This is a genomic window from Kosakonia oryzae (genome assembly GCF_001658025.2).
GTDB classification, from domain to species: domain Bacteria; phylum Pseudomonadota; class Gammaproteobacteria; order Enterobacterales; family Enterobacteriaceae; genus Kosakonia; species Kosakonia oryzae.
Map to the genome: position 1 here is coordinate 3,857,111 of NZ_CP014007.2, position 23,120 is coordinate 3,880,230.

At 55.5% G+C, this 23,120-nt stretch carries 23 protein-coding genes; 4 read left to right on the forward strand and 19 right to left on the reverse strand.

The window, feature by feature from the left end:
* Positions 1-64: 64 nt before the first annotated feature.
* From AWR26_RS18365 to yiaK, 4 genes are read right to left on the reverse strand one after another with little or no spacing between them, the layout of a single operon-like run.
* Positions 65-1,384, reverse strand: a complete 1,320-nt coding sequence (locus AWR26_RS18365; RefSeq protein ID WP_064567930.1) for an MFS transporter — start codon at positions 1,382-1,384, stop codon at positions 65-67.
* Positions 1,385-1,436: 52 nt separating this feature from the next.
* Positions 1,437-2,366 (reverse strand): DUF4862 family protein, encoded by a 930-nt coding sequence (locus AWR26_RS18370; RefSeq protein WP_064567932.1) that lies wholly within the window; start codon positions 2,364-2,366, stop codon positions 1,437-1,439.
* Positions 2,367-2,390: 24 nt separating this feature from the next.
* On the reverse strand, positions 2,391-2,858 hold the full coding sequence (locus tag AWR26_RS18375; RefSeq protein WP_064567934.1) for a YhcH/YjgK/YiaL family protein: 468 nt from the start codon (positions 2,856-2,858) through the stop codon (positions 2,391-2,393).
* A 9-nt stretch (positions 2,859-2,867) separates the two neighbouring features.
* Positions 2,868-3,866 (reverse strand): 3-dehydro-L-gulonate 2-dehydrogenase, encoded by a 999-nt coding sequence (gene yiaK, locus AWR26_RS18380; protein ID WP_007373801.1) that lies wholly within the window; start codon positions 3,864-3,866, stop codon positions 2,868-2,870.
* 244 nt (positions 3,867-4,110) lie between these two features.
* Between yiaK and AWR26_RS18385 the strand changes: the two genes are divergently transcribed.
* On the forward strand, positions 4,111-4,908 hold the full coding sequence (locus AWR26_RS18385) for an IclR family transcriptional regulator (RefSeq protein ID WP_064567936.1): 798 nt from the start codon (positions 4,111-4,113) through the stop codon (positions 4,906-4,908).
* A gap of 38 nt (positions 4,909-4,946) precedes the next feature.
* Here AWR26_RS18385 and AWR26_RS18390 read toward each other — a convergent pair whose 3' ends face one another.
* A complete protein-coding gene (locus AWR26_RS18390) occupies positions 4,947-6,224 on the reverse strand; it encodes an oligosaccharide flippase family protein (protein WP_064567938.1) in 1,278 nt (425 codons plus the stop codon).
* 358 nt (positions 6,225-6,582) lie between these two features.
* Here AWR26_RS18390 and AWR26_RS18395 point away from each other — a divergent pair, with 358 nt between their 5' ends.
* Complete coding sequence (locus AWR26_RS18395; protein WP_064567940.1) at positions 6,583-7,056, forward strand: tetratricopeptide repeat protein; 474 nt, start codon at positions 6,583-6,585, stop codon at positions 7,054-7,056.
* 1 nt (position 7,057) lies between these two features.
* On the opposite strand, the gene AWR26_RS18400 is transcribed toward AWR26_RS18395, so the two are convergent.
* From AWR26_RS18400 to AWR26_RS18435, 8 genes are all read right to left on the reverse strand, one after another.
* A complete protein-coding gene (locus AWR26_RS18400; RefSeq protein WP_064567941.1) occupies positions 7,058-8,332 on the reverse strand; it encodes an MFS transporter in 1,275 nt (424 codons plus the stop codon).
* Positions 8,329-9,753 carry a M20 family metallopeptidase gene (locus tag AWR26_RS18405; protein ID WP_064567943.1) on the reverse strand — a complete coding sequence of 475 codons (1,425 nt, stop codon included), beginning with the start codon at positions 9,751-9,753 and terminating at the stop codon, positions 8,329-8,331. Before AWR26_RS18405 ends, AWR26_RS18400 begins: the two co-directional genes overlap by 4 nt.
* 278 nt (positions 9,754-10,031) lie before the next feature.
* Positions 10,032-10,421, reverse strand: a complete 390-nt coding sequence (locus AWR26_RS18410) for a DUF943 family protein (protein ID WP_064567945.1) — start codon at positions 10,419-10,421, stop codon at positions 10,032-10,034.
* 39 nt (positions 10,422-10,460) lie between these two features.
* Positions 10,461-10,853 (reverse strand): DUF943 family protein, encoded by a 393-nt coding sequence (locus tag AWR26_RS18415; protein WP_064567946.1) that lies wholly within the window; start codon positions 10,851-10,853, stop codon positions 10,461-10,463.
* 85 nt (positions 10,854-10,938) lie between these two features.
* On the reverse strand, positions 10,939-11,316 hold the full coding sequence (locus AWR26_RS18420; protein WP_244256205.1) for a DUF943 family protein: 378 nt from the start codon (positions 11,314-11,316) through the stop codon (positions 10,939-10,941).
* 56 nt (positions 11,317-11,372) lie between these two features.
* On the reverse strand, positions 11,373-11,765 hold the full coding sequence (locus AWR26_RS18425; protein ID WP_064567948.1) for a DUF943 family protein: 393 nt from the start codon (positions 11,763-11,765) through the stop codon (positions 11,373-11,375).
* 68 nt (positions 11,766-11,833) lie between these two features.
* Positions 11,834-12,223 (reverse strand): DUF943 family protein, encoded by a 390-nt coding sequence (locus AWR26_RS18430; protein WP_064567950.1) that lies wholly within the window; start codon positions 12,221-12,223, stop codon positions 11,834-11,836.
* Positions 12,216-13,505, reverse strand: a complete 1,290-nt coding sequence (locus AWR26_RS18435; RefSeq protein ID WP_139227855.1) for a PAAR domain-containing protein — start codon at positions 13,503-13,505, stop codon at positions 12,216-12,218. Before AWR26_RS18435 ends, AWR26_RS18430 begins: the two co-directional genes overlap by 8 nt.
* Positions 13,506-13,817: 312 nt before the next feature.
* On the opposite strand from AWR26_RS18435, the gene AWR26_RS18440 reads away from it, so the two are divergent.
* The gene (locus AWR26_RS18440; RefSeq protein WP_064567952.1) at positions 13,818-14,741 is read left to right on the forward strand and encodes a LysR family transcriptional regulator; all 924 of its coding nucleotides are present in this window, start codon (positions 13,818-13,820) and stop codon (positions 14,739-14,741) included.
* A gap of 3 nt (positions 14,742-14,744) precedes the next feature.
* Here AWR26_RS18440 and AWR26_RS18445 read toward each other — a convergent pair whose 3' ends face one another.
* The 4 genes from AWR26_RS18445 to mtnA form a co-directional block, all read right to left on the reverse strand.
* Positions 14,745-15,533, reverse strand: a complete 789-nt coding sequence (locus tag AWR26_RS18445; RefSeq protein WP_064567954.1) for an ABC transporter ATP-binding protein — start codon at positions 15,531-15,533, stop codon at positions 14,745-14,747.
* Positions 15,530-16,558, reverse strand: a complete 1,029-nt coding sequence (locus AWR26_RS18450; RefSeq protein WP_167351171.1) for a FecCD family ABC transporter permease — start codon at positions 16,556-16,558, stop codon at positions 15,530-15,532. The genes AWR26_RS18445 and AWR26_RS18450 overlap by 4 nt, the downstream gene beginning before the upstream one ends.
* 44 nt (positions 16,559-16,602) lie before the next feature.
* Positions 16,603-17,721 carry an ABC transporter substrate-binding protein gene (locus tag AWR26_RS18455; RefSeq protein WP_064567958.1) on the reverse strand — a complete coding sequence of 373 codons (1,119 nt, stop codon included), beginning with the start codon at positions 17,719-17,721 and terminating at the stop codon, positions 16,603-16,605.
* Between the two features lie 239 nt (positions 17,722-17,960).
* Positions 17,961-18,983, reverse strand: coding sequence for an S-methyl-5-thioribose-1-phosphate isomerase (gene mtnA / locus AWR26_RS18460; protein WP_064567960.1), 1,023 nt, complete (start codon positions 18,981-18,983; stop codon positions 17,961-17,963).
* Positions 18,984-19,085: 102 nt separating this feature from the next.
* Between mtnA and mtnK the strand changes: the two genes are divergently transcribed.
* Positions 19,086-20,285: an S-methyl-5-thioribose kinase gene (gene mtnK / locus AWR26_RS18465; RefSeq protein ID WP_035886027.1), complete on the forward strand. Its 1,200-nt coding sequence runs from the start codon at positions 19,086-19,088 to the stop codon at positions 20,283-20,285.
* A 419-nt stretch (positions 20,286-20,704) separates the two neighbouring features.
* Here the strand turns inward: mtnK and AWR26_RS18470 are convergent, their stop codons facing one another.
* Positions 20,705-21,949 (reverse strand): LVIVD repeat-containing protein, encoded by a 1,245-nt coding sequence (locus AWR26_RS18470; RefSeq protein ID WP_064567962.1) that lies wholly within the window; start codon positions 21,947-21,949, stop codon positions 20,705-20,707.
* Positions 21,950-22,038: 89 nt separating this feature from the next.
* Positions 22,039-23,103 (reverse strand): sugar ABC transporter substrate-binding protein, encoded by a 1,065-nt coding sequence (locus AWR26_RS18475; RefSeq protein ID WP_043954364.1) that lies wholly within the window; start codon positions 23,101-23,103, stop codon positions 22,039-22,041.
* Positions 23,104-23,120: the final 17 nt, after the last annotated feature.

Genomic DNA, 23,120 nt, shown 5'->3' on the forward strand with positions numbered 1-23,120 from the left:
TGCTCTCGTTGTTATTGCCGCTTATCTGTATGCCCGGTAAGCACCGCGCCACCGGGCATTGCGGTCAGGCTTCGCGTTTGCGCGCGCCGAGCGGGTTAACAGCGGCGTTTCCCGCATCGCACTTCGCTGGCAGCAACAGCGCCATCAACGCGGCGAGCGCCAGGGAAATCGCCAGGCAATAGACTCCGGCATCTTTGCTGTAGAGGTTGATCAGCACGCCCACCGCATACGGGCCGCAGAAACCGCCGAGGTTACCCAGTGCGTTAATCACGCCGCGCGCGCCACCGGCCATTTCCGCGCTGAACAGCCGCGCCGGAATGGTCCAGAACACGCCCGCCGCCGATTGCAGGAAGAAGCCGCAGCCAACCAGCGCCGCATAGGCCAGCCAGATGCTCTCTTTCAGCGCCACCGACAAGAACATGCACAGCGCAAAACCCACCAGCGGCAACGAGACAAACAGCTTGCGTTTACCGGTACGGTCAGAGAGGGAGGAGAAGATAAACATCCCGGCAATCGCGCCGATGTACGGCAAAATCGCCAGCATGCCCACCTGCCCCATAGTGCTGTGAGTAAGTTCTTTCAGAATGGTGGGCAGCCACAGGGTGTAGCCGTAGATGCCGGTCTGGTAGAAGAAGTTGAGCGCAATCAGTTGCCACATGGTTCTGTCGGAGAGCACGGCGCTCAGCGAGGCATTCTTCACCTCTTTCCCGGCAATCGCGCGCTGTTCTGCCGCCAGCGTCTCAACCAGATATTTTTTCTCGGTCTCCGAGATCCAGCGCGCTTCCTGCGGACGGTCATAGATGGTCATCGCCCACAGTACCAGCACCACGATGGAGAGCAGCCCTTCGATGATAAACAGCCAGCGCCAGTCCAGCGCGGTAATGATCCAGCCGGAGAGCGGCGCGGTGACGATACCGGCAATCGGCACAAACATGATCACAATCGCGTTGGCGCGGCCACGTTCCGCATCCGGGAACCAGTTGCTGATCATCGTCAGCACCACCGGCAACATGCCGCCTTCCGCCACGCCGAGTAAAAAGCGCAGTGCCAGTAACTGATACTGGTTGGTAACCAACCCGGTCAGTACCGAGATCACCGCCCAGGCCACCAGCGACCAGCCGATAAATTTCTTGCCGCTACCGTGCACGGCAATTTTGCCGCCGGGCACCTGCAAGAAGAGATAACCGATAAAGAAAATTCCCCCGGCGAGACCGGCCATCGACGCGGTAATACCGAGTTCCTGATCCATCCCGCCGGGCATGGCAAACGCGATATTCACGCGGTCCATATAGGAAATAATGCAAGCGATAAGAATCGGGGGAATTATTCTTAACCAGCGCTGATGCGGAATATCCGCAGGTGTAGAGTAAGAGGATGTATTCATAATTAGCATCTCGTTAAAAGTAACAGGTATGCGATGACAGAGGTTGTTGTATTTATTGTCTGGCTTTATTTAATGCGTTAATGCCGTCGCGTAATATCGCGACACGATGATCAATACTGGCTTCGGCATCAATTTCCAGTAATTTAATGCCGCTGAATAATAAATTATCGTTTGCCGTGGCGTTAAATAACGCACGGGCACGTTCGACCGTTAATAAACTCTCGGCGCAAAACGGAGCAAATGGCGCGTGCAAATCCTGCCATTCACCGTAAGCGCCCTGCTGCGTGGTGCCGGAGAACATCAAGCCGCGCAATTTTCCGGCCTGTTGCGCCCGTTGCGTATGGCTGAGCGGTAGTGTCGTATTGCGCCCTTCAATGGCGGAGCGCGCCCAGTTAATGCACACGCCAATCTCCACGCCCGCCAGCGTTTCCAGTACATTTTCCAGCGGCAAAAAGCCTTTGCGCGGCGCGGGCTGGTTCATGGCATCGCAATGTTCGAGCACCAGTTCGCAATCCCAGTCCCAGTGGGCAATTTCCGCGATTGAACGGGCAAACGCGTCGGTGGCCTGTTCCACGCTGGCATTACCCGCCAGCGGCGCGGCCTGCATCTCCAGCGCGATGATTTTGCCGGGGAAACGGGCATTGACCGCGCGGATTTTGTTATGCAGATGGCGGTAATAATCAACGCAGGCGCGGCGCTGCTCTTCATCGCTGGAGGCGAGGCCAAAACCGCCGTTCGACGCGCGGCGACGCATGGTTTCCATCACCGCCGTCACCACTATCTGCCACTCGCCCGGCGTGTGTTTCAGCAGCCACTCATCGCCAAGCGGATGCAGATTTTCCAGACAAGGTTGTTCCAGCCCGGCAATATGCGGCGTATCCGCCAGTTGCCGCCAGAAATCCCGTTCCTGCTCTTCCCCCTGCTGGTGAAACGACGGCGCGCAGGGATACGCACCGATAATATAACCGGCATTATTATTCATATTTCGCTCCTGCTTAGTGGCGCATTAATTCAATGCAGCAATCGCCACCTTCACCACAATTTTACGAATAGCCGTTGCGCGATGTTTATTACAGGCCGGACGATGAACATCCTGCGGGAAAAATATCGCGTAGCTGCCTGGGATCATTTCAATAAAGGATTCGTTTTCACTGTCCTGGTAATAAATAATATCGCGCTGGGCCAGCAGTTCTTCCTGAATAACGTTATTTCCGCGGTCAATGGCAATACCGATCTCTTCTTCGCCCCACGCCAGAAACTGAATATCCAGATAGCGGCGATGAACTTCCGGTTTCTGCTGCTCCCTGGGCCGGGTGGTCAGGTCAAGGATCTGCGCAAAGACCGTGCGCCCGTCAATTTCCACGACGCCAGGTTGCAGGGTGCGGAAATCGGTGGTGCGCAGAAATTCCAGCGCGGTTTCAATCGCTGCCGGTAAGCGGCAGGGATTGGGCTGTGAAATATGGCCGAAGATCATCGTTCCTCCTTACAGCGCCTGGATTTTGGCCCACACGCTGTCATCCACGGTGATGCCATTGCGGCGGTTCTCTTCCAGCAGGCGGGTAAACTCGTGGCCCGGCAGGCGAACCGGCGCATTTTCATCAGCGCGTTCCGCAGTGGTGATGTAATCCATAATGCGTTGCAGCTTGGCATCGCGCGAAGCGCCGTCGATAAGCTTATCGACTTCAATGGCGATAAAGACCTGCGAAATCCCGTATTCGTCGCTGTTATCCTCCGTCACTTCCGCGACAGATGCGCCATCAGAAAGTAGCGTGGCAATCATATCCAGCACAATCGACAGGCCAGAACCTTTCCAGTAACCCATCGGCAGGATGCGGCGGTTTTTCTCAATCACGCCCGGCTCTTTCGTCAGGTTACCGTCATCATCAAAGCCGCCATCCACCGGGAGCTTGCGCCCGGCCAGCCGGTTCACTTCCAGCATGCCGTAGGAAAACATCGACATCGACATATCCACCATGGTGATCGGCGTGGAGGGAATGGCGACGATCAGCGGGTTGGTGCCGATACGGCACTCTTTTGCGCCCCACGGCGGCATCACGGCAATGGAGTTGGTCCAGCAGATTCCGATGTAACCTCTCTCCGCCGCTTGCCAGCCATAGCTGCCGCCGCGCATCCAGTGGTTGGCGTTACGCACCGCCACCAGGCCAATGCCGTGATCCGACGCCAGTTCGATGGCGCGATCCATCATCTTTTTCGCCGTCAGATTGCCAATCGAGCGCTGCGCATCCCACTGTTCAATCGCGCCAAGATTGGCGATGCGCTTAGCCTGCGCTTCCGGAATGATGTCGCCGGCATCCAGTTGCTGAATAAATCGCGGGAAGCGGTTAACGCCGTGGGAATAAACGCCGGACTCGGTGGTGCGGGCGAACATCTCTGCGCAGGCATCGGCAGTCTCTTCACGCACCTTGCGGGAAAGCAGCACGCGTTTGAAAGCGTGTTTCAGCTCTTCGAAGGTCACCTTCATTTTTTTCTCCTGATTGCATCGAACATCTGTGCTTTTTTTATACCCTTGAATTTCAAAATACGAAATAGCATTCCGTATAGTAAAATCCAGATATGTGATCATCGCGTCACTTTAAATTTCGAAGTTGATTACTATCAATGGGTTACAAACGTATGGTGATTTTGTGTGGCCCGTTCCATTTTGCGTTAGTATTGAAGCTGGAAATTTAACGGGTCCGTAAGTGGCAGGAAGCGAGAGCGCATCAATGCAAGAAGAAAAAGAGAAACCGTCGGGAAGCCAAAGCCTGTTTCGGGGATTACAACTGCTGGATATTCTGAGTAACTACCCAAATGGATGCCCGTTAGCGCATCTTTCTGAGCTGGCACAGTTGAACAAAAGTACGGTGCACCGCCTGTTGCAGGGGCTGCAATCCTGCGGCTATGTCAAACCTGCACCGGCGGCGGGCAGTTACCGTTTAACCACCAAATGCATCGCCATCGGGCAAAAGGCGCTGTCGTCATTAAACATCATTCACGTTGCCGCGCCGCATCTTGAAGCGCTGAACCTGGAGATCGGTGAAACCATCAACTTCTCCACCCGTGAAGATGATCACGCGATCCTGATTTATAAACTTGAGCCGACCACCGGCATGCTGAGAACGCGGGCATATATCGGCCAGCACCAGGAGCTGTACTGCTCGGCGATGGGCAAAATCTACCTGGCTTATGGCCGCCCGGAGTATGTTATCGAGTACTGGACAAACCACCGGGAGATGATCAAGCCGCTCACCCGCTACACCATCGATAAGCTCGATGTGATGCAGCGGGAGTTGCAGGAAATTCGTGCACAGCAGTGGGCAAAAGACAGGGAAGAGAATGAGCTAGGCGTCTCCTGCCTCGCGGTGCCGGTGTTCGACATTCAGGGCCGCGTGCCGTACGCCGTCTCCATTTCGCTCTCCACCTCGCGGCTGGAGCTGTTAGGTGAAGCGCGTCTGCTTGCGGCGCTGAAAAATACCGCCAGAGCGATCTCCCAGGAGCTGGGCTACGAAGAAAAGACAGCCTGATTGCGCGACGCCGGAAAGCCACGGCTTTCCGGCAAATGTCAGAAGATCCTTCGCACCATGCCAGGTAAGGCGCCAAACATCAGCAGGTGCATCTTCAGCACGGTGCCTTTTTTGTAGCCGTAGTTCAGCAGCGTCAGCGAGATAAATTCCAGCACTACTACCGAGATGGCGGCACCAACAATCCCATCTGAGGTGATAAAAAAGAATGACAGTGGCACGCACAAGATGAGCGCGATTAATGATTTACAGGAGAGATAGCGATAGCCCGACGTTTTTAAAATATAGCGTGACGAAATGGCGCCCATCGTGGAAAGCATCGTGCCAACGCATAATATCAGCGCTGGTAACCAGGCATCGGCAAATGCCGGGCCATACAACATACTAATAAACATTTTCCCTACGGCAGCAAAACCGACAATTACACACAACGAAATCGCCGCAATGGCAATATTCAGTTCCGTGGCTTTCAGCGCCGCCGCGCCCTCGTTTTTTTCATTATAAACAGCCGGAAAATAAGACGTCACCAGCGCCAGCACGACAAAACTCCACGAGGTAGCTAACGTGACCGCCACTGAGTAAATGCCTAATTGATGGGCATCACTTAACCCGGAGAGAAAAAACAGATTAATACGTGGATATATCGCCACAGAAATATTGGCAATCAACATCGAACTACCGGTAATAACCAGATACTTCAGGTACGTTGCTGGTTTCTTTGTTTTCTCCGCCAGCGCTTTTTTATTTCCACTTTTGGCAAAATGGATCAACCGCAGCAGAAAAGGTAATAACGTTGTCACGACAATCGGAATGGTGAGTAATAAGGGGTTTAATTTCAGTTCGGCAATAAAAAAGCGCAGAATCAGTGCCGCAATCAGCCCGACCACGTTGAAAACCGCATTGATTTTTGAATTCAGCGTCGTGTCATTGTAGGTGGCAACAACATCAATGGTGGTAAAAAAGCTGGCCACCGCCACCGCGCAAAAGAAAACGAATTCAATCATATCCTTACTGTGGCTGTACCAGAGCACGGGAAGCGCAATAACGATATAAATCCCCGAGCGTAATAACAGCGATATTCTGGCCAGCACTACGCCGGAATAGATATTTCTCGACAGTCGTCTGATAATAATATTTTCACTGCCAAACTGTGCAACCACCATAACAATTTGAAAACTGGCTACAGCTAACGCTATTTTCCCCACCAGCGCCGGGCCGATATATTTAGCGACAAAAGCGCTGACCAAAAAAAGACCGACCATGGAAATAATTTTCTCCATAACCAGCCAGAATGAATTTATCAGCGATTTACTCTTCATTTAATCACCGCCGCACGTCATCACTATCTTTATAAAGTAAGTCAATGAATTTCATAACATCCATTGAATCTCTTTGCTTTATAACAAAAATGACGAGCGCAGCTATGATTGCAATGAAAATCAATGCAATCCAGATCATGATGATTACCTTTGCTGTGTGAGCCAAGAAAAACAAATAAAAAAATATAATTAACAGGCGCTCATTAAACGCTGCGCAATTTCATTATGACTACAAATTAATAGCAATATTAAAACATCCCCTGTGCCTTCACCAGCGCTTTTAAAAATATAGGATTTTCCTTGATTCTTTATTACGATGAGTTTGCTGCGCCATGTTGGCTTACCAGGTAAGGAAGAGATGGATAATAGAATAGAGGCAGCGATCGCGCTGCGAAAACAGGGTGAGTACGAACAAAGCCGTCAGGCGTTGAAAGCGCTTGTCGAAGAACCAGCGCTACGCGCGCTGGCGTTGCTGAATATCGCCTGGTCGTATGATAACGAAGGTAATGAGCAGGAAGCAGAGCAGTGGTACCGTGCCGCACTGGAGGCGGGGCTGACAGGCGAAGATGAATTTGAAGCGCGTTTTGGCCTGGCCTCAACGTTGCGCTGCCTGGGGCAGTACACACAGGCAAAAATCCTGTTTGAAGAGATTCTTGCCCGCTGGCCGCAGGCGACGGAGGTAAGGCCGTTTTATGCTTTGTGCCTGCACAATCTCGGCGAACATCAACAAGCGGTCAGCGTGCTGCTCAACTGTATTGCCCGGCACCCGGATTCGCGCACTGTGCCTTACGTCAGGGTGCTGCGCGAATATGCGCAACGCCCTGAAGGTTGAGCTACCGGTGCTGTTTCTGCGCTTGCCACAGCGCCATGACGCTGAGGAATACCGTCACCATCAGATACAGCCCCGGCGCGAAGTGGCTACCGGTGGCGCCAATCAGCAGCGTACAGATAAACGGTGCGAAGCCGCCAAATACTGTCACCGCCACGTTATAGCTGATCGACATGCCGCTGGCGCGGGTCGATACCGGAAAAATATCGGCCATCAGCGAGGGAATGGTCGAGAAGTAAATCGATTTCAGCAGCGCCATCCAGCCTACCAACAAGGCCAGTGACAACGGCGTGACGTTCAAGCTGGTCAGCCAGAAAGCGGGCAGTAGCGTGAAGGCCATCAGCACCAGCGCCACCCACAGCAACTTCACGCGGCCAACACGTTCAGCCAGCAGGCCGCCAATCGGCGTTACCACCGTCAGGATCACCCCGGCCAACAGCGTGGCGCTATACGCGGAGGATGGCGGTAAACCGAGGCTTTTCGTCGCCCACGTCGGCACGTAGTTAAGCATGTAGTTGATCGCCGTCGAAACCACCATCAGGCCAATCGCCAGCAGCACCAGCCGCTTCTGCGCGCCGAGCAGCAGTTTTACCGGATGAGCAGGTTTTTCTGCCTGAGCGTAGGCTGCCGGTTCATGAACATGGCGGCGGATCCACAGCCCGACCGGGCCAATCAGCAGGCCAAAGGCAAACGGAATTCGCCAGCCCCACTCCTGCAACTGCTCAGCCGTCAGCCACTGCGCCAGCCCCAGACCAAACGCAGAGGCCAGCAACGTGCTCGCGCCCTGTGTGGCAAACTGCCAACTGGCAATAAAGGCTTTGCGTTCGGGAAAGTGTTCCACCAGAAACGCCGTCGAACTGCCAAATTCGCCGCCCGCCGAAAAGCCCTGAATCAGCCGTGCAACCAGAATCAACAGCGGTGCGACAACGCCCAGCGTGGCATAACCGGGCATAAACGTGATCATCGCGCCGCCGAGCATCATCAAATTGATCGACAGCAGCAGCGACGCTTTGCGTCCATGTTTGTCGGCATACGCCCCCAGCACAATCGCGCCCAGCGGGCGGATCAGAAAAGCGACGCCAAAGCTCCCAAAGGCCAGCAGCAGTGACACTGTCGGGTTAGCGGTCGGGAAAAAGACATGGGCGATATAGCTGGCAAAAAAGCCGTAAACCGCAATATCAAACCACTCCAGCGCGTTGCCAATACAGGTGGCGAAAAGGGTTTTATAGAGGCTCGGACGGGTACCGCCCTGCTCCATTTCGCGAGCCTGCGTACTCATCGCGCACCTCCCGCCTGATGCCGACGGTGGCGCGCCAGCAGTTCTGCGCCCTGTTCGCCCAAATCCCAGAATAAACGCGTCATGATCGCCAGCCCTTCGCGGGCAATCGCCACCGGCAGATGCTCATCCGGCGCATGCTGACCACAGGCCGGATAAGAGTGCGGCACCCACAGCGTCGGCAGACCTAAAATCCCGTCGAACACGTCGTTAGGCAAAGAGCCGCCGAGGTTTGGCAGCAGCGCCGGTTTGTTGGCGCTGGTCTCCGCCATCGCCTCCAGCACCCAATGCACCAGTGGATCGGTCGGATCAAAGCGGGTTGCTGGCGTACCACGCACTTCACTGAGGGTGACCATCGAAAAGCCGTGCGCATCGAGATGCGCGCGCAGCGCATGTTCCAGTTGTTGCCAGTCAGTGCCGACAACAAAACGTAGCTGGCAGACCGCCGTCGCCTGGCCTGGTATGGCGTTCATCGGCTGCGCCGGATTGCCGGTGAGAAACGACAATACTTCCAGCGTGTTCCAGCCAAACAGTTTTTCGGCAGCGGTTAAGCCCGGCTCGCCCCAGTTTGCGTCGGTGGCCGGATCGTTTTTACCGCGCGCAGGCGTGATATCCGCGAGGATCGCTTTCAGTTCCGGCGTCAGCGCGGGTGGTTTCAGCGCGGCAACCTGGATTTCGCCTTTGCCGTCCACCAGGCAAGCGATGGCGTTCGCCAGTTGCGTACCGGGGTTGCTCAGCAAGCCGCCCCAGTTGCCGGAGTGGTAATCTTTGGCGCGGGCATGAATGGTCAGACGGAAGTTGGCGCAACCGCGCGAGCCAAGAAACAGCGTCGGGCGATCGGCGCTCAGGCGCGGGCCATCCGAGGCGATAAACAGATCGGCATTAAGGCGCGTTTTTAACTGCTTACACACCTCCGCCAGCCCCGGCGAGCTGATCTCTTCACCCATCTCGCACAGCCAGACGCAGTTAAAACCCAGACGCCCGTTACGCGCATGATATACCTGCGCCAGCGCCGCCAGGTTCACCGAGTGCTGGCCTTTGTTATCTGCCGCACCGCGTCCGTACCAGTTGCCATCGCGCTCGGTCAACGTCCACGGCGAAAGCCCTTCGGCCCAGCGTGCATCATCGCCAAACACCACATCGCCGTGGCCGTAGCACATCACTGTCGGCAAGGCGGGATCTTCCTGATAGCTGGCGAGCAAAAAAGGCCGCGCGGCGTTCACCGGATTCGCGATGATCTCGGTTTGAAAGCCCATTTCGTGAAACGCCGGAATAAACGCCTCGTCGTAGTAACGGCGTAATGCGTCGTCGCGATCGGTGCGCTGGCTCTCGCTGGGGATCGCCACGCGTGCGGCAAGCGTCTCTTTGAAGTGGCCGCTATCAAACCACGCCAGCGCCTGCGCAATAATTTGTTGTGTTGTCATATTGTTTGCCCTGTCTGATTTGCTGCCGGTAGCGCAAATGTCTGTTGTTGTCTTTTTGTTCTAAACCAGAACAGAGCGTTGCCACAATAATAATAATTGCAACTTAGCGTTGCCCTTTTGATAAGGGTGAGTTGCACAATTCCAGGGCAATACAGGAAGGGGGTTTAAGTTAGAGAAATGCCTGACAAAGAGAATATCGCCATCGCAAAGGGGCTGGTTTCACTGCAAACATCCGTTCCATGCGCCTCTACGATCCGGGGTAAGATGCCCCCAGACAGCTACCAATAAAACTGCCCGGTATTTGGGCTCCAGCCAATCCAGCGGAGCCTGTTTTTTTCAATGCAACGCGCAGCAACGGGCATATCATTGAAGCAAAGCAGATCCGAATCTTCATCTGTCCCTCTGTCGATACGATACCCGTCGCCAAAATCCATAATATGTACGCTGTAATAACCGTCTTCAGACTTGTGAGGAATTCCATATCTGGCCTTTATCATGTCCTTGTTGGCTTCCCACCAGGCTATCTGCCTGCTTTTCAGGTACGGGAAATGTCTGACGAGAATAATATTCCTGTGCACCGCCACTATCTCAACGGGTATCAGATACTGCCAGAACAGATAACCGCAGGCCGCAGCCGCAATAACCTTCGCCATCCGTCGCTTATTCATCACGCCTCCCGGTAATTACCACGGTCGGGCCCCAGGTAACTATCGATAAAACTGCCCTGAATTCTGGCTCCAGCCGATCCAGCGGAGCGGTTTTTTTTCAATGCAGCGCGCAGCAACGGGCATATCATTGAAGCAAAGCAGATCCGAATCTTCATCTGTCCCTCTGTCGATACGATACCCGTCACCAAAATCCATAATATGTACGCTGTAATAACCGTCTTTAGACTTGTGAGGGATCCCGTACTTCGCCTTTATCATCGCCTTATTAGCTTCCCACCAGGCTATCTGCCGGCTTTTCAGGTACGGGAAATGCCTGACAAGTATCGTATCTCCGTCGTGAACGGCCACAATCTCAACGGGTGTCAGATACTGCCAGAGCAGATAACCGCAGGCCGCAGCCGCAATAACCTTCGCCATCCGTTGCTTATTCATCACGCCTCCCTGTGATTTCCATAGTCGCATTCATCCCGGTGATGTTCGTCCGGTCGGGCAAACGCCCCAATTTTGCCCCTGACAGCTACCAATAAACCTGCCCGGTATTTGGGCTCCAGCCAATCCAGCGGAGCCTGTTTTTTTCAATGCAACGCGCAGCAACGGGCATATCATCGAAGCAAAGCAGATCCGAATCTTCATCTGTCCCTCTGTCGATACGATATCCGTCGCCAAAATCCATAATAAACACCTGCCAGGAGCCATTTTTAGATTTGCGAGGAATGTTGTACTTCGCTTTTATCATCTCCTTGTTGGCTTCCCACCAGGCTATCTGCCTGCTTTTCAGGTACGGGAAATGTCTGACGAGAATTATATCGTTCTTATGCACTGCCACAATTTCAACAGGTGTCAGATACTGCCAGAGCAGATAACCGCAGGCCGCAGCCGCAATAACCTTCGCCATCCGTCGCTTATTCATCACGCCTCCCGGTGATTTCCACGGTCGGGCCCCCCTGGTAACTATCGATAAAACTGCCCTGTATTTTGGCTAGCCATAATCCATAGACGGGGATTTTTTTCGATACATCGGGCATCTACGGGCATTTCCTCGAAGCAAAGCAGATCTGAATCTTCGTCCGTGCCGCGATCGGCACGATAGCCATCACCAAAATTCATAATGACCACTGTGTAATAACCGTCTTCAGACTTGTGAGGAATACCGTACTTCGCCTTTATCATGTCCTTATTGGCTTCCCACCAGGCTATCTGCCTGCTTTTCAGGTACGGGAAATGCCTGACGAGGATAATATCGTTCTTATGCACTGCCACAATTTCAACCGGAGTCAGATACTGCCAAAGCAGATAACCGCAGGCCGCAGTCGCAATAACCTTCGCCATCCGTTGCTTATTCATCACGCCTCCCTGTGATTTCCATAGTCGCCCTCATCCCGGCGATGTTCGTCCGGTCGGGCCCCAGGTAACTATCGATAAAACTGCCCTGAATTCTGGCTCCAGCCGATCCAGCGGAGCGGTTTTTTTTCAATACAACGCGCAGCAACGGGCATATCATTGAAGCAAAGCAGATCCGAATCTTCATCCGTCCCTCTGTCGATACGATACCCGTCGCCAAAATCCATAATAAACACCTGCCAGAAGCCATCTTTAGATTTGCGAGGGATCCCGTACTTCGCTTTTATCATCTCCTTATTGGCTTCCCACCAGACTATCTGCCTGCTTTTCAGGTACGGGAAATGTCTGACGAGAATAATATTCCTGTGCACCGCCACTATTTCAACGGGTGTCAGATACTGCCAGAGCAGATAACCGCAGGCCGCAGCCGCAATAACCTTCGCCATCCGTTGCTTATTCATCACGCCTCCCGGTAATTTCCACGGTTGCATTCATCTCAGTGATAAACGGCCGATAGCCGTATTCGTCCCAGCGCTGGAGCGCGAACCACAGCCGGAAGATACGGAACTCGCGGTACAGGGGATTCAGTACATCCGTATCATCAAGGCCAAAGTGATCCTGAATCCGGTAATGCACCTGCGCCCGATAAGTGTCACCTTCCACTTCCAGCGACGCCAGCGTGATACGTGTTGACCAGCTATCATGAACGGAAATCACCAGCCCGTTCGTCCGGTCGATCAGGCGGTCAAATTGAGGAAGAACTGAGGAACCCACTGTCTGAAAATTCCCTTCTCCATCATATAAATCATCCTTTTTATCCAGCGGAATAAAGCCATATTCATAATTAACAGCATCCTCCAAAGCATCTTTGATCTTCAGCAAAGAGCTTTCCTCCGAATGGTCACCCAGAATCTGCTCTTTCAGCGCTCTGTCCAGCAGCGGGCTGCTGTATGGCCGGCCGCTGTTGCCCTGCATATGCGTAATCATTTCCGTAATGATGTTTTTGTAGGGGCCGTGAAAAGAGAACACCTGCGCCAGTTCCCGGAACTCATCAAACATCAGCGCCGCTGCCTCTTCCCTGCTGACCCGGGGCATCGGTTTTGGCTGAAAATCGGGATGGACATAGCGGGAAGGGAAAGCAAAAGGGTCTGCCGGGTCTTTCAGTTTAAGGGTTCGTGGGTTCACCTTCATGGAAACTTCATCGACATCAAGCCGGAAGGTATTTCTTAGCGTCAGTATGTCCAGATCGCCATGGCGCATGTCTTCGGCCTGATGGTCATCCATCTTGCGCGCGGTCTGGTAAATCAGCGCAGGAAGGGGCAGCGGCGCAGGTTTATCCTCTTTTTTCGCAGCCTGCGCGTGCTGCTCTGGTTCTGCGGTTGTCTCACTGTTCATGCGGGCCAGCACCACATGCATCGGTTCGTAAGCATGCGGCGGCTCACCCGGGCCGAACCACGTTCCGGCACGGGCAATCAGCCGGTTGGTGCCGCGCGGACAACCGCAGTTGATAACCGCGCCATCAAGCGCGACCGGAACCGTACCAAACTGGCGCTTCATCGTGCCTTCACCGATGGAGCCGGTTTTACCGCAAGCGGGGCAGACTCCCGTTTTGTCACCTTTCCGTAGCGGAGCAGGTGCCCCGATCCAGTACGATTCCTGCAAACTGCTGTAGCAGGTTGCCCCGGTTGTTGTTTTGTCCCCGTGATGCCCCTGCCCAATACCGTCAATCTCATCCCGCCACATAAAACCACCTCTTCCGTAAGGTTATTGCCGGCAATAATACTTCTATATCAGACATATGAAAAACAGCCGGCAAGACTTTGTCGCCAAACTGTGCGCTGGATTCAGGCAAAACTTGTTTTTTTGATTGCCAGTAAAGAGCCAGGAGGCGAGAAATCCGGGCGGGACGGTATCCTGCCACATGGATGCAACTCATCTGCCGCCAGTTCAGGCCTGTTACCCAGTTTGACTTGCCCTGTGCGATCCGTTGATGTCAGTACAAAAAACAACGTTAACGTGCAATATTCTTCCTTTCCACAACGGAGCCTTATCACGATGCTGACCAATGAACTGCGCTACTTTTTCGCGGTGGCGACCTCCGGCTCGCTGAGTACCGCCAGCGAGCAACTGTTTGTCGCCGGTTCTGCTATCAGCCGACAGATTCAGAAGCTGGAAGCTCGCCTTGGCGTCACGCTGTTTGAGCGCCATGCGCGCGGGATGGTGCTGACCGATGCCGGGCAAATTCTGGCTAATCACGTGCGTAAAAGCATGCGCGACATGGAGTTTGCGCTGGCGGAAATTCAGGGGCTAAAAGCGGTACGCAAAGCGCTGGTGCGCATTGCCTGCACCGACGGCATGGCGTTTGATCTGCTGCCCGGCGTGCTGGCGCGTTTTCGCCAGCAGCATCCCGGTGTCAATTTTGATTTGCAGGTTGGCACAGCATTGCAGGTGGCGCAGTGGATCCGCCATAACGAATGCGATGTCGCGTTTCAGTTCAGCCTGGCTCCTGAGCGCGAGGTGGAGATCATTGCCGCATGGCCCGCGCCGGTCTTGCTGTTGCTCGATGCCGGACATCCGTTAACGCAGCAGGCGAGCGTCACCCTCGACGCGCTACATCACTACCCGCTGGTGCTGCCGGAAGCCGGAACGACGATTCGCCAGTTGTTCGATCTCTCCTGCCGGATGGCGGGCACCTTTCTGGAACCGGCGTTCAGCAGCAATAACTTCTCCGCGCTGTACGAGTTTACCCGTCATACCGCACAGGCAATTACCGTGTGCAGCCATTTCAGCGTGCTGTGGCGCGCCCGGCATGATGCGATGACGCTGAAAGCCATTAACAACACCTCGCTCAGCCAGCGCACGTTGCAAATTCAGGTACCGGGCAGCCGACACCGCCCGGCAGCGGTAGACACTTTTCTGCAAATGGCCACGCAGATGCTCGGCGAGGAGCACAGCAAATGGATGGCGCAACTGGCGTAACGGTCAGTGCGCCGCGTCGGTCAGCCCGTCGATAATCACCTGTTTCATCCCCTGCGAACAGGGTTCCACGCGCCCGCGCACGCCATAGACCTGCGCCAGACTTTGCGGGGTGATCACCTCATCGGGTTTGCCGTTGGCTAACAACTTGCCCTGCTTGAGAATCAATACATGGTCGCCGTGGCGCAGGGCGATATTGATATCGTGCACCACCACCACCGTGACAATGTTGCGTTGCTGCGTTTCGCGCTTCACCAGATCCATGACGTGGAACTGATAGTTGAGATCCAGTGCGCTCAGCGGCTCATCCAGCAGCAGTAGCGACGGCTGGCGGATCAGCGACTGCGCCAGCCCCACTAACTGTTTCTGCCCGCCGGAGAGTTGATCGAGAAAATGCAGCGCCAGATGCTCGATTCCGAGCTGGCGCAGCAGCGTCATCACTTCCGCCTGTTTTGCCGCGTTGTGCAGGCCACCAGAGGCGCGCTGGGCGACGATGATCGACTCCAGCACATGCAGATGCACGCCCGCCGGTAACGACTGCGGCAGATAGACCACCTGCTCCGCCCGTTTGGCAAACGGCTGGCTCAGCAGATCGACATCATCCAGCAGCAACTCGCCCTCGGCTTTGTTCAACCCGGCCATTGCCCGCAGCAGCGTCGATTTCCCGCTGCCGTTCGGCCCCAGCAGAATGGTGACTTTGCCGCGCGGCAGCTCAGCGATATTAAGATCCTGAATAATCTGCCGTTTGTGATAGCCCGCGCCAAACCCGCGCAGGCTCAGACCGCTGTGGCTCATACACTCCCCCGGTGACGCACAATGATGGTGATAAAGAACGGTACGCCCACCAGCGAGGTGACAATGCCGACCGGGATAATGACGCCGGAGATCAGGTTCTTCGAAACAATGGATGCCAGCGACAGCACCAGCGCGCCGATCAGCGCACTGGCCGGCAGATAAAAGCGGTGATCCTCGCCAAACAGCAGACGCGCAATATGCGGCGCGACCAGGCCGATAAAGCCAATCGGCCCGACAAACGCCACCGACAACGCCGACAGAATACTGATGCGCAGCAGCGTCGCCAGCCGCAGACGGCGCACGTTAATCCCGAAGCTGATGGCCCGGTCTTCGCCGAGGCGCAACGACGTGAGTTTCCACGAGCTAAGCATCGACAGCGGCATAATCACCGCCAGCGCCAGCAGCAGAATGCCGAGTTTCTCCCACGACGCGCGGGCAATACTGCCCATCGTCCAGAACACCAGCCCCTGCAAAGTATCTTCGTTGGCAATAAATTGCAGCATCGACACCAGCGCGTTAAAGGTGAACACCAGCGCAATGCCGAACAGCACCACGCCGGAAGTCGCCACCTGCGTCCAGCGGGTGATGCCATCCAGCAACAACGCCGCCAGCAGCGCGAAAATAAAGGCGTTTGCCGAGATAAACCATTGCGCCGGAATGCCCGGAATACCAATGCCGAGCACAATCGCCAGCGCCGCGCCGAACGCCGCCGCCGACGAAACGCCAAGCGTAAACGGGCTGGCAAGCGGATTATTGAGGATGGTTTGCATCTCCGCACCAGCAAGGCCGAGCGTCAGGCCGACGATAATCGCCATCAGCGCGTACGGCATGCGAATATCCCAGACAATCACCCGCGTCCCGGCATCAACGCTGGCCGGATCAATCAGCGTATGCCACAGCGTATCCAGCGGCAGGCCCGACGGGCCAAGGGTAAAATCGAGCAACATCGACGCCACAATCAATACCGCCAGCACCAGCAGCAGGCTGACGCGGCGGCGTAAAATCGCGCGGTAGTTAAGCATCAGGCCGTCGGTCTGCGACGCCCCCGGTTCAATAGTCGTACTCACGGTTATTTACTCTGCTGCCAGCTAAAGACGAAATTGTCGTCCGGCAGTTTGGTGAAGTTTTTGATGATGTGGTGATATGTCGCATCCGGGTTGAGATCCGCGAAAGCCTGCGGATAGATATCTTTCGCCAGATACTCCATCCCCACAATGTTGTATGGATGGTTGTAGAAGTGGTGATAAACGCCATAAACGTGTTTCGCCGCCACCGCCGGGATCTGGCCGACGCCGGTACGCTGCAACAATACCTGCGCCTGAGCATTCACCTCCTGCGGCGAGGTTTTCAGCCCCAGCGGCAGCACCTGGCTGTTACCGCGTTTCGAGCCGGTCATGATGTAAACATCCGGGTTTTCGCTAATCACCTTCTCCAGCGCGATAAAACCGCTGGCGCCCGGCAGTAATTCAGAACCGATATTTTTCGCGCCGATGGCTTCCACCAGCCCGCCCCAGCCGCTGTGGCCGTGGGTAAAGCAACAGGCATCGGTATTGCCGGCCAGCGCTTCAACAAACACTTTCGCCTGTGGTTTGATGGTGGCGGTTTTCTGTTCGATGGCGGTTAACTGCTGGCGATAATAGGTGGTATACGCCGCCGCATTGCTCTCGCGGTTCAGCACTTTTCCCAGCAGATCGACGCTGGACGCGGTATCTTTCGCCGGATTAACTTCATAATCGATAAACAGCACCGGAATATGCAGCGCCGCCAGCTTGCTGAGCACGCCGCTATCGGCAAGCGCCGGTTTAGCCCGTAGCTGGGCGACCATCAGATCCGGCTGTCTGGACAGCACACTTTCCAGATCGACGTTACCTTTATCGCTAAAGCCCATATCCATGATGCTGGTCGCTTCCGGCCACTGGGTTTTCAGCATCTCCCAGGTGGCAACATCCTGTTTTTTCGCGAGGTTGTTCCATGCCACCAGACGTTTAAACGGATCGTCACGATCGAGCAGCGCCATCGCCATAATGTCGCGGCCGTCCTGCAAAATCACGCGCTGCGGCTCATGCGCAATGGTCACTTTTTGGCCGGAAAAATCGGTCACCGTCAGGGGATATTGTGTCGCGTGTGCCAGCAGCGGAACGGCGAGAAAAGCGGCGAGAACGAGCTTACTGCAGGATTTTCCTTGCATAAAAAACAACCTTGCTGAGAGTTGGACTGTAATGATTCTGATAACTATTATCATGTTAAACTAAATGAATCATATACAACATCAATAATCCGTTGTCGCGCAACCGCGCTTTAACATCCTGATCCGTTTTCTCTCTCGCTGACATAATTTATTACGCATCATCAGGTAAATGCTCGCGTTGCCGGGCAATGTGCCGGATGGCGCTAACGCTTTTCCGGCCTATTATCGCTGGCAATGCGTTATTTCGGCTGGAACACGCCGTTTGCCACCTCCGCTGGCGTCACCACGCCGCTATCGAGCACCCAGCCGCTGATAAGCGCCGCAGGCGTCACATCAAACGCCGGGTTGTAGACCTGCGCATTCTCCGGTGCCCATTGCACCGCGCCGAAACTGCCCGCCACGCCAGTCACTTCCGCAGCCGCACGCTGCTCAATCGGAATCGCATCGCCATTCGGACACAACGGATCGAGCGTGGTCTGCGGCGCGGCAACATAGAACGGAACATGGTGGAACTTCGCCAGCACCGCCAGCGAATAGGTGCCGATTTTATTCGCCACATCGCCGTTGGCAGCAATGCGATCAGCACCGACCCACACCGCATCCACCTGCCCTTTCGCCATCAAACTGGCGGCCATCGAATCGGTAATCAGCTGATAAGGCACACCCAGTTCGCCCAGTTCCCAGGCCGTCAGGCGACCGCCCTGCAGCAGCGGACGGGTTTCATCCACCCAGACATTTGCCACTTTGCCCTGCTGATGCGCCAGCGCAATCACGCCGAGCGCCGTCCCGACACCCGCTGTCGCCAGCCCGCCGGTATTGCAGTGCGTCAACAGGCGGCTGCCAGCAGTGACCAGCGCGCTGCCCGCCTGCGCGATGCTGTCGCACAGTTGTTTGTCTTCATCAATAAGCCGCAGCGCTTCGGCGCTTAACGCGCTAACAAAGTTCTCCTGCGCCAGCGCCTGTTTCATGCGGTCGAGGTTATTCATCAGGTTGACTGCCGTCGGGCGCGCCGCGCGCAGCGTTTCCAGCGCCTGCGCTAGCTGGTCGCGGTTTGCGCCCTGTTCGGCCAGCAGCGCCAGCAACAGGCTGGCGGAGAGGCCAATCAACGGTGCGCCGCGCACGCGCAAAGCGTGAATATGGCCGACAAGTTCCGCTACCGTACCCGCCGACAGCCAGCGTTTCTCCTGCGGAAGCGCCTGTTGGTCGAGAATAAATAAGTGATTGTCGGCGACTCGCAGGCTGGTGGTCTGTAATGCGTGCATATCGTTAAATCCCTGTTGCGTTATTGTGTCGTATTGTGTCAGGATGACATTCAGATGTATAGACGTCTAAATGGCTTAATCAGCAAAAAGAGGATCGAGGCAATGTCGCAATACCGTACCTTCTCCGCCCGTGATGCCGTGGCGTATGCACAACAATTTGGCGGCCTGGACAACCCGTCCGAACTGGTGGACGCGCAGGAGGTGGGCGACGGTAACCTCAATCTGGTGTTTAAAATTTTCGACGCGCAGGGCGTCAGCCGCATCATCGTGAAACAGGCGCTGCCTTACGTGCGCTGCGTTGGCGAATCATGGCCATTAACGCTGGACAGAGCCAGGCTGGAAGCGCAAACGCTGGTGGAACACTACCAGCACAGCCCGCAGCACACGGTGAAAATCCACCACTTCGACCCGGAACTGGCGGTGATGGTGATGGAAGATCTCTCCGACCATAAGATCTGGCGCGGCGAACTGATCGCCAATGTCTATTACCCGCAGGCGGCCGCGCAACTCGGTAACTACCTGGCGCAAACCCTGTTCCACACCAGCGATTTCTACCTGCATCCGCATCAGAAAAAAGCGCAGGTGGCGCAGTTTATTAACCCGGAAATGTGCGAGATCACCGAAGATTTGTTCTTCAACGATCCGTATCAGATCCACGAGCGCAACAATTATCCGGCGGCGCTGGAAGCGGATGTTGCCGCCCTGCGCGACGACGTTCAGCTCAAACTGGCCGTCGCGGCGCTGAAGCACCGTTTCTTCTCTCACGCCGAAGCCCTGCTGCATGGCGATATTCACAGCGGCTCGATTTTTGTGGCCGATGGCAGCCTGAAAGCTATCGATGCTGAGTTTGGCTATTTCGGGCCGATCGGTTTCGACGTCGGCACAGCGATCGGCAATCTGCTACTCAACTATTGCGGTCTGCCGGGGCATCTGGGCATTCGTGATGCCGCCGCCGCGCGCGAACAGCGCCTCGCCGATATTCAGACGCTGTGGACCACGTTTGCAGAGCGCTTCCAGGCGCTGGCAACGGAAAAAACCCGCGACGTGGCGCTGGCGCAGCCCGGTTATGCTTCGGCCTTCCTGAAAAAAGTGTGGGCCGATGCAATTGGTTTTTGCGGCACCGAACTGATTCGCCGCAGCGTCGGGCTGTCACACGTGGCGGACATCGACACCATTAAAGATGAAGAGATGCGCCACGAATGTCTGCGCCACGCTATTTCGCTCGGCAAAGCGCTGATCGTGATTGCCGAACGCATCGACAGCGTGGAAGAGCTGATCGCGCGGGTGCGCCAGTATTCGTAACGCATAAGCCTGACATGTACCCCGGATTTGTAGGCCGGATAAGCATCAGCGCCATCCGGCAAAACAGCTAATGTGGCATCTGATGAATTGTTCCGTTCACTACGTGTTTGGCAGACACATAATCTGTTGTGGCACGCGAACGGGAGAAGGGGGGCTTACCGCGCACCCCTTCTCAATCCCCGCGGCCCCGCGGGAAATCGGTGCTTCGCACTGCGCTCACCTCCCGCACATCTGCCTGCGGTCGGCTCGACTCGACGTCGTGTCTCGACTCGCCTCTGGCCGCCATCCATGGCGTCCAGACCTTGTCATCTGTGCTTCGGTTCGCCGATTTCAGCGGGGACACAACCCCATCGCTGCATGATCCGTGCATAAAAATAACAAACATGTTGCTGCAACGTTAGCTGAGTCCAGCCTGCGTTTTACCCCAGATACTCAATCACCGACAGACCACCATTGTAATCGGTGCTGTAGATAATCCCCTGCGCATCAACAAACACGTCACACGACTGGATCACGCGCGGGCGGCCTGGCCGGGTATCCATCATCTTCGCGGGCGCAGCAGGCACCAGCGCACCCGTTTCCACCGGGCGATACGGGTTGGAAATATCGTAAGCACGGACACCAGCGTTCTGGTAAGTGGCGAAAATCAGCGTCGAGCTGATAAAACTTCCGGGACGGTTTTCGTGCAGGTTGTGCGGACCGAAGTGCGCCCCTTTCGCCACATAATCCGTCTCGTCCGGCTGCGGAAACGTTGAGATGCTGACCGGGTTCGACGGCTCGCGAATATCAAACAGCCAGATCAGCTTCTCGCCATCTTCCTGGTTGTCGAGCACTGCTTCATCCAGCACCACCAGCAGATCGCGATCCGGTAGCGGCAGCGCGGTATGCGTACCGCCGCCAAACGGCGGGCTCCAGTTCCGATGGCTGATCAGCTTCGGCTGAGTGCGATCTTTCACATCCAGCAACGTTAAGCCGCCGTCGCGCCAGCTTCCGTAGGCGGTGTCACCGCTGATAATCGCATGGTGCAGCGCATAGCGTTTACCTTCCGGCCACGTGGGGGTTTCTCCGGCCTGCTGGTTCATGCCCGGCAACCACCAGCGCCCGGCGACCTGCGGCTTGCGCGGATCGGCCAGATCGATGGTCAGAAAAATATAGTCGGTAAAACCGTCGATCAGCGCCGATACATAAGCCCAGCGCCCACCGACGTACCAGATGCGATGGATACCAATGCCATTGAGCGACAGAAAGCTGATTTCGCGCGGTTTATCCGGCGTGGAGATATCAAAAATGCGCAGCCCGGCGCTCCAGCCTTTATCCTGCACGTCGCTGACCGTGTCGCCTACCGAACGGGTGTAGTACACCTTTTCATCGGCAAAACGCGCATCGGCGAACAGATCGCGGGCGTTAATCACCAGCAGCAGATCGTCATGCGCCTGTAAGTGCACATTCCAGGTGCCCGGCGGCGCAGCTACGTAACCTGCGGGTTTCGGCTTTTTCGGGTCGCGGACATCAACAATAGAAAATCCCTGCGACACCATATGGCCGATATACGCAAAGCCACGATGCACCATCAACTGGACGCCATCCGGGCGTCCCCCCTGATCGCTGTGCCCAATTAACCGCATATTGCGGCTGTATTCGGGACGCGGAAGTTCAGTTGCCATGCTTAATCCTTTCCGATGCCGGATTTAAAAATGCCGGATGGCGCTAACGCTTATCCGGCAGTCGTAAGCAAACCTATCCGGCGTGTAAGTTATTTGTTTTTCGCTTCCAGCGTCGCGAACCACGGCGCAATAAAGTCTTCCGTCTGGCCCCAGCCCGGAATGATTTTGCCAAGCGACGCGACGTTCACCGCACCCGGCTGGCTGGCCAGCAGCGCCTGCGGGATTGCCGCCGCTTTAAAGTCGTAGGTGGCAGGCGTCTGCTCACCGGCAATCTTGTTGGCAATCAGGCGGACGTTCGTCGCGCCAATCAGCTTCGGATCCACCGCCACGCTCACTTTCCACGGGCTGTTGGCTTCGCGCATCAATTGCAGATCCTGGTTGGAAATATCGATGCTGTAGAGTTTGATCTCCGTGCGGCCATTCTCTTTCAGCGCTTTATACGCGCCCTGGCTGAAGGCATCCCAGGTACCCCAGATAGCATCAATCTTACCTTTCGGGTATTTCGCCAGCACCGCGCCGACCTTGTTAGCCGTATCGCCCTGCACATCGGAAGAGACCGCGCCGATGGATTCCAGCTCTTTAATACCCGGATTGGCTTTCAGCAGTTCGGCATAAGCCGCCTGACGACGCTCCATCGGCGGGAAACCGGCGACCCACAATTTGATAATGTTGGCTTTGCCGTTGAAATCGTTTACCAGCGCACCGAACGAGAGTTTGGTCAGCGAGGCGTCATCCTGCTGGGTGACGGTCACGCCCGGAATTTCACCGTTAACAGCGGTATCGAACACCGACACTTTGATCCCGGCGGCTACCGCTTTTTTAATCAGATCGGTGGAATAGGGATCGCGGCCCTGCGACAGGATGATGCCGTCATACTTCTGGCTGATCGCCTGGTTTACAAAGTCCTGGAATTTGGCATCGTCGCCATTGCTTAAAAAGGTACTGATTTTAAAGCCGAGTTTTTTACCTTCCTGTAAGGCACCGGAGACAAACTGCGTGGTGTTATCGTCCGAGCCAAGGTTACGGATCAGCGCAATGCGCACCGGGCCGTTGTGATTGGCGATAGCATCCGGCACCGGCGCTGGCGTGGTCGCATGGCCCGGTAGCGCGCTCAGTAACCCCAGCGCTAACAGTGAGAGTGCAATTTTTTTCATGTCTGTTTTCCCCTGAA